The organism is Staphylococcus simulans (genome assembly GCF_047037175.1).
Lineage (GTDB): Bacteria > Bacillota > Bacilli > Staphylococcales > Staphylococcaceae > Staphylococcus > Staphylococcus simulans_C.
The window spans coordinates 443851-457672 of the sequence record NZ_CP178241.1; the positions used below are offsets into that span (position 1 = coordinate 443851).

Consider the following 13822-nt stretch of genomic DNA (forward strand, 5'->3'; position numbering starts at 1 on the left):
ATACAAATAAACAAAATCCTAGAAAAAGGAGGTGTTTGTGTGAATTTATTAACCCTCCTACTCATTTTGCTGGGTTGTATTCTAGGAGTTGTTGTAGGGTATATAGTTGCCCAAAAAGTTTTGCACGACAAACAAGTGCAAGCTAAACAAACTGCAGATGATATTATCAATCAGGCGAACAAAGAAGCAGAGAATCTCAAGAAAGAGAGATTACTTGAGGCGAAAGAAGAAAATCAACGTTTAAAAGAACAAACAGAAAATGAACTTCGAGAAATACGTGGAAATCTTCAAAAACAAGAGACCCGCCTTCTTCAAAAAGAAGATAACTTAGATCGTAAATCTGATCTTTTAGACAAAAAAGATGAGATTTTAGAACAAAAAGAGTCGAAAATTGAAGAAAAACAACAACAAGTAGATGCAAAAGAGAGTAGTGTTCAATCCATAATAATGAAGCACGAACAAGAATTAGAACGCATCTCCGGTCTCACACGTGAAGAAGCTATCAAAGAACAGTTTCAACGTGTTGAAGAAGAACTGTCACAAGATATTGCAGTACTTGTTAAAGAAAAGGAACTTGAAGCGAAAGAAAAAGTTGATAAAACCGCGAAAGAATTGTTGGCGACTACAGTTCAGCGCTTAGCAGCAGAACATACGTCAGAGTCAACAGTGTCGGTAGTCAACTTGCCGAATGATGAAATGAAAGGTCGAATTATTGGTCGTGAAGGCCGTAACATTCGTACTTTAGAAACATTGACGGGTATTGATTTAATTATAGATGATACACCAGAAGCGGTTATATTATCAGGCTTTGATCCTATTCGACGAGAAATTGCACGCACAGCTTTAGTCAACCTAGTTTCAGACGGTCGGATTCATCCGGGTCGTATTGAAGACATGGTAGAAAAAGCACGTAAAGAAGTAGATGATATTATCCGAGATGCTGGTGAACAAGCGACATTTGAAATTAACGTTCATAACATGCATCCTGACCTTGTTAAAATACTTGGTCGACTTAAATTCAGAACAAGTTATGGCCAAAATGTCTTGAAACACTCTATCGAAGTTGCACACCTATCTGGTATGCTTGCAGCTGAACTGGCTGAAGACGTGACATTGGCAAAACGTGCTGGTTTATTACATGACGTTGGTAAAGCGATTGATCATGAAGTAGAAGGCAGCCATGTTGAAATTGGTGTTGAACTTGCGAAGAAATATCATGAAAATGAAACAGTGATTAATGCGATTCATTCCCACCATGGGGATGTTGAACCAACATCTATTATCTCTATCCTAGTTGCTGCCGCAGATGCGCTATCAGCAGCACGCCCAGGTGCTCGTAAAGAAACACTTGAAAATTATATCCGCAGATTAGAACGCTTAGAAGCGCTATCTGAAGGTTATGAAGGCGTAGAAAAAGCATTTGCGATTCAAGCAGGTCGTGAAATCCGTGTGATTGTATCACCAGATGACATTGATGACTTGAAAGCACATCGCCTAGCAAGAGATATTAAAAACCAAATAGAAGATGAATTACAGTATCCAGGACATATCAAAGTGACAGTTGTTCGTGAGACGAGAGCAATTGAATATGCAAAATAATTTTTGAAATTAACAGAACCTTGGGCTAGAGACAGCTCAAGGTTCTTTTACTTACATAAAAAAGCTCCCTTCAACAAAGTGCTAAAGGGAGCAATTATGATAACTATAGTATTAAATATGCAACATGCTTAATGTCGCAAAGGTTAAGGCAGATAATACGATAGAAGCAATGACTATCGCAATGAGTGGTTTGCCGGCACGGTCTTTAATGTCTTTTAATGCGACATTTAATCCTAAACCAACCATCGCCATAATGATCAGCAAGGTTGCTAGGAAGTTTAAGACTGCCATTAACGGTTCTGGTAAAGGTACATACGTATTAATCAGTGCTGTAATAATAAAACCGAATAAGAAATAAGGAATTTCGATTTTGGCTTTTTGTGTACTATGTTGTGATTTGTATTTCATAATAGCAAGCAAGATTAAACTTACTGGGATTAATAAGAATACACGTCCTAATTTTGCGAGCAAGCCGATTTTAAGAGAAGCTTCTCCCGCAAAGCCAGCAGCTAAAACAACGTGTGCAATTTCATGCAAGCTTGTGCCTGACCATGCCCCATATAATTGAGGCGCAATATTAAAGATTGATGTGATAACAGTATATACCAATGAAAAGAGTGTTCCGATTAAGGCAATAATTCCAACACTTAAAGCTGTATCTTTTTCTTTTGCTTTTAAAATGGAAGAAGTTGCGGCAATCGCAGCTGCACCGCAAATTCCTGTGCCGATACCTAATAAAAGACCAATATCACGATCGCCTTTCAGCCATTTATTGAGTAAGAAAATAAAACCGATACTGAAAATGACTACGCCGATATCGACAAGTAATAAAGTACGTCCTTGTGTAATAATCTCATTAATATTTAATTTAAGACCGTACAAGACAATCGCAAATTTTAACAACTTCTTGGCTGAAAATTCAATACCTGGTCTGAGTTGTTCTGGATAGCCTTTGACATGCCGATAAACAATCGCAAATAAAATGGCAATGGTTAATGCGCCCACATTTGCGAGAATCGGCAATTTCGCTAACAACATACTGATCAGTGCGATAACCAGAGTAAACACAATCCCTAAGATAAAAGGTTTTTGTCGTAATGCTGTCATAGTTACGCCTCCTTGAGAATAAGCGTACCATTAGCAGACTATAACGTTAAATAAATATTTGGTATGTCACTCATAACAAATTTGTTATAATGATGGAAAATATAAATTACGGAGGACATCAAATGGATCCTTTTAAAGTGTTAATTGAAGTCGTCAAAACAAGAAGCTATACTAAAGCAGCGCAAAATTTATATACGTCTCAGCCTTCTATCAGTCGAGATATTAAGCGCTTAGAAAGTGAATATGACGTAAAAGTCTTTGAATTTAAACATTCCAATATGCGTTTGACCTCAGACGGGGAAACACTGTTTCGATATGCTATTCAAAAGCAACGGCTAGAAGACCGTTTGAAAAAGGATTTAAAACAAGCACCTCATACGATCTCAGGAGAGTTAGTCATCGGCAGCAGTTATACTTATGGTGAATATCGCTTATCTGAACATTTAGCAGACTTGGCTTTTAAATATCCTAAATTGCACATTCATGCACGATTAGATAATTCCGAACATATTATCGAACATCTGAAAAGCAATAGTATCGATGTGGGGATTGTAGAAAAAGAGATTCAAGATAATGCATTGAATAAAATCAAAATTGAACATGATGCATTAGTGTTGATACGCAGAAAAGGACAAGTATTTGAACAAGCATCAACATTTTATATTCGAGAACGCGGTTCAGGTACTCGTGCGTATCAAGAAAAGGGTATAGAAGCACTGGGTTTACATGATGTCTTCTTAGTTGAGATGAACAACACAACGCTAATCAAAAATATGGTGCGCAGCGGCATGGGGATTTCAATTATTTCATCTTCAGCACTGACACCTTATGATCATCAATACTTAAGTGTCGTGCCAGTTGATATACAACGTGACTTCTATTTATTTACACATAAGCATAAATATATCGATGATAACTTAAGTTTATTGATTGAGCATTTGAAGAAACAATAGATAGAAAAGTAGTTCATAAAAAAAGAAGTTAAGCATCAATCGCTTAACTTCTCGTGTTTCATGTGTCAGTGTTTCTCACTGTAATAGTTTTTATTTTTTAATCTTTATTTTTTTATTTAGATAGAAGCAAATCTGTTTGTTTTACTTCTTTAAGTACTTCGCAAGTATCTAATGCATTTGAAGATAGTTGTGCATATCTTTCAGCTAAACGATAAGCATTAACATAAAGTTCTAATGCATCTTTTGCGATATCTTCCGCATCCTCACTTCTTGACGGATTTGATTGAAGTACTAGTTCTGCGAACTTTTCGGGATCAATATTAATTGACATTGATTAACGACATCTCCTATAAATTTGATAGACAAATCATAACATACAAACACAGTATGAAAAAGTAAAACTTTCAATCGAAAATTGACAGATTTTTTACAAATACAACATTGTGATGTATGAATGACTTAATTACTTTTACCCGGTCTACATAAAATTAAAGATTGAGTGGCTAAATTTTAAGAGATACTTTAGAAATTCTTTGATTTAATCAAAAGATTGGTGCTTTTCAATTGATGCTTTTTCCATTAAACTAACTAATATGAGAGGATGAAGAACGTTGAGAATATTATTTATCGGCGACATCGTAGGGAAGGTAGGACGTCAGGCAATTACGACGTATCTTCCTAAATTAAAACAACATTACCGTCCGACTGCGACAATTGTGAACGCTGAAAATGCGGCACACGGCAAAGGACTGACTGAAAAAATTTATAAGCAATTATTGCGTGAAGGCGTAGACTTTATCACAATGGGCAATCATACCTATGGTCAACGCCAAATTTATGAGTTTATTGATGATGCGAAACGTATGGTCAGACCTGCGAATTTCCCAGATGAAGCACCTGGTGTTGGGATGCGTTATATGCAGATTAATGATACAAAACTAGCAGTAATCAACTTGCAGGGGCGTGCGTTTATGCAAGATATTGATGATCCATTTAAAAAAGCAGATGCGTTGATTCAAGAAGCGCAAAAAGAAACGCCATATATCTTTGTTGACTTCCACGCGGAAACAACTTCAGAAAAGAATGCGATGGGCTGGTATTTAGATGGTCGTGCGAGCGCTGTAGTCGGGACACATACACATATTCAGACTTCAGATAATCGTGTGTTGCCGCAAGGAACAGGCTATATTACAGATGTCGGTATGACAGGCTATTATGACGGTATCTTAGGTATAAATCGTGATGAAGTTATCTACCGCTTCATCTCAAGTTTACCGCAACGTCACGTCGTACCTGATGAAGGCAGAGAAGTCTTATCTGGTGTCGTCATTGATTTAGATAAAAATGGTAAAACGAAAAAAATAGAACGTGTTTTAATTAATGAGGATAACCCATTCGATATAGTCTGATAGGGTATCGTCCGTTAGTATGAATTTCACTTAAAACCACTGTTATCATAGTAATACAGTGGTTTATTTTGTTATGATGATAGATGAATTATATGACAGGAGGCAAAGCTAGGTATGAAATCACAAGTATCTTGGAAAGTAGGCGGACAACAAGGTGAAGGAATTGAATCGACTGGAGAAATCTTTGCCACAGCAATGAACCGTGAAGGATATTATCTCTACGGATACAGACACTTCTCAAGCCGTATCAAAGGCGGACATACCAATAATAAAATTAGAGTATCTACAACACCTGTACATGCGATCAGTGATGATTTAGATATTTTAATCGCATTCGATCAAGAAACAATCGAATTAAATCATCATGAAATGCGTGATGATAGTGTGATTATTGCAGATGCAAAAGCAAAACCGTCTCGTCCTGACAATTGTAAAGCGCAACTTATCGTACTGCCTTTTACTGATATCGCAAAAGAGCTTGGTACGAAATTAATGAAAAATATGGTCGCAATCGGTGCAACTTGTGCCATTATGGATTTAGATACAAAATCATTTGAATCATTGATTGCGAATACATTCGGTAAAAAAGGACAAAATATTGTAGACATGAACGTGCAAGCCTTGCATGAAGGCTATCAAGCCATGAAAGATGAAATGGCCGATTTAAAAGGTGACTATCACTTAGAAGCGAGCCAATCTGAACCGCACTTATATATGATTGGTAACGATGCAATCGGTTTAGGTGCCATTTCAGCAGGTTCTAAATTTATGGCAGCTTATCCGATTACACCTGCATCAGAAATTATGGAATATATGATTGATAATTTACCTAAAGTAAATGGTGCAGTGATTCAAACAGAAGATGAAATCGCAGCAGCAACGATGGCGATTGGTGCAAACTATGCAGGTGTCCGTGCATTTACAGCATCAGCAGGTCCTGGTCTTTCATTAATGATGGAATCTATTGGTTTATCAGGCATGACTGAAACACCATTAGTAATTGTGAATACACAACGTGGCGGTCCTTCAACAGGTTTACCGACAAAAGAAGAGCAATCTGATTTAATGCAGATGATTTATGGGACACATGGTGATATTCCTAAAATTGTTTTAGCACCGACTGACGCAGAAGATTCATTCTATTTAACAGTCGAAGCGTTCAACTTGGCTGAAGAATATCAATGTCCTGTGATTATCTTAAGTGATTTACAATTAGCGCTTGGTAAACAAACGGTTGAACAATTAGATTTCAGTCGTGTAGAAATTAAACGCGGTGAATTATTGCAAAGTGACATTGAAAGAGATGAAGATGACAAATCTTACTTCAAACGTTATGCATTGACAGCAAGCGGTGTATCACCAAGACCAATTCCAGGTGTTAAAGGCGGTATTCACCACGTGACAGGCGTAGAACACAGTCCAGAAGGCAAACCTAGCGAGTCTGCACAAAACCGTCAAGAACAAATGGATAAACGTATGCGTAAGACAGAAAACTTATTAATCAATGAACCTGTGATTGAGGATCAACCGTATGATGAAGCAGATATTCTATATATCGGATTCATTTCTACGAAAGGTGCGATTCAAGAGGGCAAAGCAAGACTTGAAGATGAAGGCATCAAAGTCAATCACTTACAAATTAAACAATTACATCCGTTCCCTACACAAATCGTGCAAGAAGCGGTTGATAAAGCGAAAAAAGTTGTTGTTGTTGAACATAACTATCAAGGACAACTTGCGAATATATTGAAAATGAATGTGAATGTCCATCAAAAATTAATCAATCAAACGAAGTATGATGGCACACCATTCTTACCACATGAAATTGAAGAAAAAGGTTTAGAAATTGCCAAAGAAACTGAAGGAGTGGTTACAGGTGGCAACATTTAAAAATTTTAGAAATAACGTTAAGCCAAACTGGTGTCCAGGTTGTGGTGACTTCTCAGTCCAAGCCGCAATACAAAAAGCAGCCGCAAATGTCGGTTTAGAGCCAGAAGAAGTAGCATTAATAACAGGGATCGGTTGTTCAGGCCGTTTATCAGGCTATGTGAACTCATACGGTATGCATGCGATTCATGGTCGTGCATTGCCGATTGCGCAAGGCGTAAAAATGGCCAATAAAGACTTAACAGTCATTTGTTCAGGCGGTGACGGAGATGGTTATGCGATTGGTATGGGACATACTATTCATGCATTACGCCGTAACATGAACATTACGTACATTGTAATGGATAACCAAATTTACGGTTTGACAAAAGGTCAAACGTCACCATCATCAGCACCTGGCTTTGTGACAAAAACAACGCCGAAAGGTAACATTGAACAAAATGTTGCGCCGCTAGAATTAGCATTATCATCGGGTGCAACGTTTGTAGGACAAGGTTTCTCAAGTGACATCAAAGGTTTGACTGCGTTAATTGAAGAAGCAATTAACCATGATGGTTTCTCATTTGTGAACGTCTTTTCACCTTGTGTGACTTATAATAAAGTCAACACATACGATTGGTTTAAAGAAAACCTTGTATCTGTGGATGAGTTAGAAGATTATGATCCGTCAGATAAAGGGAAAGCCACTCAAGCAGTCATTAATCATGAATCATTGTTGACAGGTATTGTATACCAAGATAAAGAAACACCTTCTTATGAATCACAATTAGAAGTCATGAGCGGTGAAGCTTTAGCAAAACAAGATATCAGCATTGATCAATCACAATTTGACGAACTGACAAAACAATTTATTTAAAATAGTAGATTAGCCTTCATATTCCTCAAATAACGGGTATAAGTTATTATAGGGTGTGAAGGCTTATTTATGATTATCAAATTATACATATCTGATTCTTTTGTATATCTATTAAATTGAGATTGACTAAAGTTTAAAATAAAAGTTTGGCATACCACTTTATCAGGGTATTGTTAAAATAAGTCGCATTTAAGAGGTGTACAAATGAAGAAAGAGATAAATGGAAACGAACCTATGACACAAGAGCACTTATTAAATAAAATTGCACATAATTACTTAGAAGGACAGCAAGTTGAACCTTCAAATGAACATATAAATGATAATGAAACACCACAAGGGTATGATGCACGTATTTATTTATTAAAAAATGAAGCCAATCGAAAACATCTAGCACATTGTATTAGAGATTACATTAATGGACATCTCGTCAAAGTTTTAGTTGATGATCAGCTATTAATTGATTTTACGGAAACGGCAAATAATGATCATACCCATTTCAAAAGTTTAAATGGAGAATTAATCAAACACTTTAATCGCGCAATTAGACAAATTAAAGGTGAGATTCCTTTTGATGAAGCGAATCATCCTGTGCCTCTATATGTGAGACGAATCAGCGAAGGCGGCTTTAAAGTATTGAAATTAGATGAAATCCATCGCTTAGTTTATAAAATCATTGATCAACGCCTTATCATTATCAGCTGTTATTACCACACTGTTTAATTTTCATTAAATAAAGTTATGACAATAGAAAGACACTATGAATTCTGATAAAGTTAAATCAATGAAAGCGTGAAAAGAGGTTAAAAAATGCAAGATACGTTGATGAGTATTCAAGTTTTACCTAAGACACCTAATGGAGAAGATGTCATTCCTTATGTTGATGAAGCTATTTCTATTATTGAACAATCAGGAATGAAATTCAGAGTTTCGCCTTTAGAAACAACAGTTCAAGGCACGATGAGCGAATGTTTGATTTTAATTCAAAATATCAATGACAGAATGGTTGAATTAGAAGTACCAAGCATTATCAGTCAAGTTAAGTTCTATCATGTACCGACAGGTATTACGATGGAAGATTTGACTGCGAAGTATGATTAATAAAATAATTATTTGCTTAAGCATTCCTTTTTGAAGGAGTGCTTTTTTGTGTTATCGAATATACTAATTATTAAAATAATAAAAATCTAAATCGTCATTGACACAATAGTCAGAATATTAATATAATAATTTCATATTACGGCATAGAGACAACATCAAGAGGAGGAATTTTATGAAGAAGCGATGGTTTAAGTTAGCGATAGTTTTACTATCACTCTTATTAGTACTTTCAGCGTGCGGCAGTAAAAAGTCGGGTTCTGATAGTGCTAAAGATTCAAGCAGTACAGGCAAGAGCGACAAAAAAGGCGGCACATTAAATATTGGTACAGGTGCACCGCCAGAAGGGAACTTCTCAGGTATTTTTGCATCATCAGTCACTGACTCAGGTGTAATTGGATTATTCAGTGATGGTTTATTCAAAACGGATGATCATTTACAAATCGAACCAAACTTAGTTTCTTGGAAAGAATTAGAACCAGCTAAGAAATATAAATTCACATTGAAAAAAGGTGTGAAATGGCAAGATGGCAATCCATTAACAATCAATGACTGGATTTTCACATTGGAAACATTAGCAAGCCCAGATTATGATGGACCACGTTTTGACACTGTAGATTGTATCGAAGGTGCAAAAGCGAAAAAAGAAGGTCAAGCAGATAAAATCTCTGGTATCAAAAAAATCGATGATTACAATGTTGAAATCACGTTCAAAGAGAAAAAAGTTAATAACTTATTGAAAATTTACGCAGGCGACTTATTAAGCGAAAAAATCTTTAAAGATATTCCAATTAAAGATATGGCGAAATCAGACGCTGTTCGTAAACACCCAATCGGTTATGGACCATTCAAAGTTAAAAAAATTGTAGATGGCGAATCAGTACAATTTGAGAAAAACAAAGACTATTGGAAAGGTGAACCAAAACTAGACAAAATCAACTATAAAGTTGTAGACCAAAATGCGATGGTTAAAGCACTACAAAATGGTGAAATCGACATGGTTGGTCAAGGTACACCGCCAATGGCTAAACAAGTTAAAGATTCTAAAGCAGACAACATTAAAGTTTTAACAGCTCCATCAACACAATACATGATTATCGGTTTTGTATTAAACAAATACGATAAAAAAGCAATGAAAGTCGGAGAACCATTACCTAAATACCAAGATGTACGTTTAAGAAAAGCAATGGATTATGCGATTAACAAAGATGAATGGATCAAAGCATTCATGTATGGTTACGCTAAACCAACAAACTCACTTATCCCTACAAGTCACTGGGTATCTCAAGGTAACAAAGGCTTAGAAGATTACAAATACAACGTTAAAAAAGCAAAACAATTATTAGATGAAGCAGGATACAAAGACAGAGACGGCGATGGTTTCAGAGAAGACCCTAAAGGTAAAAAATTCGAAATCAGCTTAAAACACTATGCAGGTTCTAACCCAACATTCGAACCAAGAACTGCAGCACTTAAAGGTTATTGGGAAAAAGTTGGCTTAAAAACTAAAGTCAGCATGGTTGAATTCAGTAAATATAATTCAGACTTAGAAAAATCTGACGGAAACGTAGAAGTTTACTTCAGAGGATGGCAACAAGGGGCTGACCCAGATCCATCAGGATTATATAAATCAAATGCATTATGGAATGAATCACGTTACAACAACCCAGAATCAGATAAATTATTAGCGGAAGCTACTGATTTTGATGTTGTAGGCAATGACAAAGAAAAACGTAAAGATATCTACTTGAAATGGCAAAAACTTTGGAATAAAGATGTTCCAGTTATCCCTCTTGTAGAACTTGAAGATATTACTTTAGTCAGCAACAAAGTTAAAAACTTTAAAGTTTCATTCAAAGGTGCTAACCCTGCAAATGAATGGACTGTAGAAAAATAATTTTGTAAGAAAGCCTCGATTATTTTCGAGGCTTTTTCTAAATAAGTAAAGGGAGAGATGAAATTGACAGCGAGGAATATTTTAGAAATAACACAATTAAAAACCAGCTTTTACATAAAGAAAGAATGGCATTCTGCAGTTAACAATATTAATTTGTCAGTGGAAGAGGGAGAAATTCTTGGCATCGTAGGTGAATCGGGTTCAGGTAAATCTGTATTAAGTTTATCTGTTATGCAGCTGTTGCCAGAAAAAATCGCCAAAATTGAAGAGGGAGAAATCCTATTTAAAGGTAAGCGAATTGATAACTTGGATGAAAATGTTTATAACCAATTCAGAGGAAAAGAATTGTCTATGATTTTCCAAGAACCGATGACAGCACTCAACCCAGTGTTTACGATTGGAAATCAGCTTATTGAAAAAATAATGCTGCATTTAAAACTGAATAAAACAGAAGCAAGAGCGAGGGCGATTGATTTATTGAATCAAGTAGGGATTCCACGTGCAGCAGAAGTGATTGATAACTATCCGCATCAACTATCAGGCGGGATGAGACAACGTGTCATGATTGCACTGGCAATTTCTTGCAGTCCGGATTTATTAATCGCGGATGAACCTACTACAGCGTTAGATGTAACGGTTCAAGCGCAAATATTAGAATTACTACGTAAAATCAGAAAAGAAACGAATATGTCGATTATCTTCATTTCGCATGACTTGGCAGTTATCTCTGAACTGTGTGATCGTGTCGCAGTGATGTATGCCGGAAACATTATTGAAACAGGAACAACCGAGGAAATTTTCAAATCACCAAAACATCCTTATACACAAGCGTTAATCAGATCTATACCAAAATTGGATACTGAGGTTGAAAAATTAGAAGTCATCGAAGGCAATGTTCCTTCTCTTGTCAACATGCCGAAAGTAGGATGTAAATTCGCAAATAGATGCCCGCATGTGATGGATATTTGTAAAACTGAAAACGTCGCTTTAAAAACAATTGGCGCAAAACATAAAGTCGCTTGTCATTTATTTGATGAGCAATAATGGAGGAACGATATGGATAAAAAGACAATCTTAGAAGTAAACAATCTTAAGCAATATTATCCAATTAAAGGTGGATTTTTTCGTAGAACAATCGGCCAAGTTAAAGCAGTAGACGGTATCAGTTTTAAAATCAATGAAGGGGAAACAATGGGGCTTGTAGGAGAATCAGGTTGTGGTAAATCTTCAGCAGGCCGCAGTATTTTAAGATTACAGACACCGACAGATGGAACTGTTTTATTTGATGGTGAAGATATTACCAAAATTCAAGGAAGAAAGTTAAGAGAAGCAAGACAAGGATTCCAAATGGTCTTCCAAGACCCCTATGCTTCTTTAAACCCGCTTCAAATGGTCGGCGATATAGTCGCTGAACCGATTAAAAACTATCAAAAATTATCTAAAACAGAACTTGAAAAAGAAGTAAAAGCCTTATTAGTCAAAGTAGGATTGAACACAGAAGATTATTATAAATATGCCCATGAGTTTTCAGGTGGACAAAGACAAAGGGTCGGTATTGCACGTGCTTTAGCCTTAAAACCGAAACTGATTATTTTAGATGAACCCGTCAGCGCATTAGATGTTTCAGTACAATCTCAAGTTTTAAACTTATTAGATGACTTGCAAGAAGAATTCAACTTAAGTTATTTATTTATCGCTCATGACTTAAGCGTCGTTAAACATGTGAGTGACTATATCGGTGTGATGTACCTTGGTCACATCGTAGAACAAGGCCCTGCAGATGAGATTTACAGTAATCCGAAACATCCTTATACACAAGCTTTAATTTCAGCAATTCCTGAAATTGATCCAGATAAAAGAAAAGAACGTATTTTACTAACAGGCGATCTGTCTTCTCCTGCCAATCCGCCAACAGGGTGTCCATTCCATACCCGTTGTCCGATTGCGCAAGAAGCGTGTAAAACAACGAAACCAAAGTACAAAGAAGTCAGTCAAAATCATTTTGCAGCATGCTTGTTGATTGAGGAAGAGGTGGAAAAATGATTCAGTTAATTGTTCGTCGTGTATTATTAATGATTCCGTTATTATTCTTAATTTCAATCGTCATCTTCGGGATTGCGAAATTACAGCCAGGGGATGCATTTACAGGTACAGTAACATCAACAGATAGTTCAACTTCTAAATATATTGAACAACAAAGAAAGAAACTTGGTTACGATCAACCGATTCATGTGCAATACATGAAATGGGCTGACAATATTGCCCATGGCGATTTAGGAGAGTCTGTACGATTCAAACGCCCAGTTATAGATTTAATCAAAGAAAGAATGCCAAATACCATTACTTTAGGTACTTTAAGTTTAGTATTCACTTATATTTTAGCTTTTCCGCTTGGTATTATTTCGGGGCGTAAACCTTACTCGCCTTTAGATTATTCTATACAAATTGGGAACTATCTCTTACTGGCATTACCTTCATTTGTTACGGGTGTGTTCGCGATTTATTTATTCGCATTCCAATTGAACTGGTTCCCATTCCAAGGGTCAGTCACAATGGGATTGGAAGAAGGAACTTTCCCTTATTATATGAGTAAGATTTATCATGCCTTATTACCAGCATTAATTTTAGGTATTATGTCGACAGCAGGTTATGTGCAATTCTTAAGAAATGATATTATCGAGAATTCTCGTAAAGACTATGTCAGAACAGCACGTTCTAATGGTATCTCAGAAAATAAAATTTATAATAAACACATTTTAAGAAACTCAGTCATTCCGATTGTGACATTCTTTGGTGGAGATGTACTATCTATTTTCGGTGGTGCGGTTATTACAGAAACTATTTTCTCTTATCCTGGTATCGGTAAATTGTTAATTGAAGCAATCAGTGGTAAAGACTATCCATTAATGATGGCGTTACTTTTATTCTTCGCATTTTTAGGACTGTTAGCGAACTTAATCTCTGATATCACATACAGTATTGTAGACCCTAGAATTAAGAGCAACTAAGGAGGAGAAAA

At 36.1% G+C, this 13822-nt stretch carries 13 protein-coding genes; 11 read left to right on the forward strand and 2 right to left on the reverse strand.

What is annotated here, in order from left to right:
- Positions 1 to 39 precede the first annotated feature (39 nt).
- Complete coding sequence (gene rny, locus ACFCT9_RS02085; RefSeq protein ID WP_412520429.1) at positions 40 to 1599, forward strand: ribonuclease Y; 1560 nt, start codon at positions 40 to 42, stop codon at positions 1597 to 1599.
- Positions 1600 to 1710: 111 nt separating this feature from the next.
- Here the strand turns inward: rny and ACFCT9_RS02090 are convergent, their stop codons facing one another.
- Positions 1711 to 2706, reverse strand: coding sequence for a YeiH family protein (locus tag ACFCT9_RS02090; RefSeq protein WP_412520431.1), 996 nt, complete (start codon positions 2704 to 2706; stop codon positions 1711 to 1713).
- Between the two features lie 122 nt (positions 2707 to 2828).
- Here ACFCT9_RS02090 and ACFCT9_RS02095 point away from each other — a divergent pair, with 122 nt between their 5' ends.
- Positions 2829 to 3659, forward strand: a complete 831-nt coding sequence (locus ACFCT9_RS02095; RefSeq protein WP_412520433.1) for a LysR family transcriptional regulator — start codon at positions 2829 to 2831, stop codon at positions 3657 to 3659.
- Positions 3660 to 3771: 112 nt separating this feature from the next.
- Here ACFCT9_RS02095 and ACFCT9_RS02100 read toward each other — a convergent pair whose 3' ends face one another.
- Positions 3772 to 3990 (reverse strand): hypothetical protein, encoded by a 219-nt coding sequence (locus ACFCT9_RS02100; protein ID WP_412520435.1) that lies wholly within the window; start codon positions 3988 to 3990, stop codon positions 3772 to 3774.
- A gap of 280 nt (positions 3991 to 4270) precedes the next feature.
- Here ACFCT9_RS02100 and ACFCT9_RS02105 point away from each other — a divergent pair, with 280 nt between their 5' ends.
- From ACFCT9_RS02105 to opp4B, 9 genes are all read left to right on the forward strand, one after another.
- Positions 4271 to 5068 carry a TIGR00282 family metallophosphoesterase gene (locus tag ACFCT9_RS02105; RefSeq protein ID WP_412520436.1) on the forward strand — a complete coding sequence of 266 codons (798 nt, stop codon included), beginning with the start codon at positions 4271 to 4273 and terminating at the stop codon, positions 5066 to 5068.
- 114 nt (positions 5069 to 5182) lie between these two features.
- Positions 5183 to 6958, forward strand: a complete 1776-nt coding sequence (locus ACFCT9_RS02110; protein ID WP_412520438.1) for a 2-oxoacid:acceptor oxidoreductase subunit alpha — start codon at positions 5183 to 5185, stop codon at positions 6956 to 6958.
- Complete coding sequence (locus ACFCT9_RS02115; RefSeq protein ID WP_412520440.1) at positions 6945 to 7811, forward strand: 2-oxoacid:ferredoxin oxidoreductase subunit beta; 867 nt, start codon at positions 6945 to 6947, stop codon at positions 7809 to 7811. The genes ACFCT9_RS02110 and ACFCT9_RS02115 overlap by 14 nt, the downstream gene beginning before the upstream one ends.
- A 204-nt stretch (positions 7812 to 8015) precedes the next feature.
- Positions 8016 to 8531: a type II toxin-antitoxin system YoeB family toxin gene (locus tag ACFCT9_RS02120; RefSeq protein WP_412520441.1), complete on the forward strand. Its 516-nt coding sequence runs from the start codon at positions 8016 to 8018 to the stop codon at positions 8529 to 8531.
- Positions 8532 to 8618: 87 nt separating this feature from the next.
- A complete protein-coding gene (locus tag ACFCT9_RS02125) occupies positions 8619 to 8909 on the forward strand; it encodes an MTH1187 family thiamine-binding protein (RefSeq protein WP_412520443.1) in 291 nt (96 codons plus the stop codon).
- Between the two features lie 172 nt (positions 8910 to 9081).
- On the forward strand, positions 9082 to 10803 hold the full coding sequence (gene opp4A / locus ACFCT9_RS02130) for an oligopeptide ABC transporter substrate-binding protein (RefSeq protein ID WP_412520444.1): 1722 nt from the start codon (positions 9082 to 9084) through the stop codon (positions 10801 to 10803).
- Between the two features lie 57 nt (positions 10804 to 10860).
- A complete protein-coding gene (locus ACFCT9_RS02135) occupies positions 10861 to 11847 on the forward strand; it encodes an ABC transporter ATP-binding protein (protein WP_412520446.1) in 987 nt (328 codons plus the stop codon).
- A gap of 12 nt (positions 11848 to 11859) precedes the next feature.
- Positions 11860 to 12846, forward strand: coding sequence for an ABC transporter ATP-binding protein (locus tag ACFCT9_RS02140; protein ID WP_412520447.1), 987 nt, complete (start codon positions 11860 to 11862; stop codon positions 12844 to 12846).
- A complete protein-coding gene (gene opp4B / locus ACFCT9_RS02145; RefSeq protein WP_412520448.1) occupies positions 12843 to 13811 on the forward strand; it encodes an oligopeptide ABC transporter permease in 969 nt (322 codons plus the stop codon). Before ACFCT9_RS02140 ends, opp4B begins: the two co-directional genes overlap by 4 nt.
- Positions 13812 to 13822 lie beyond the last annotated feature (11 nt).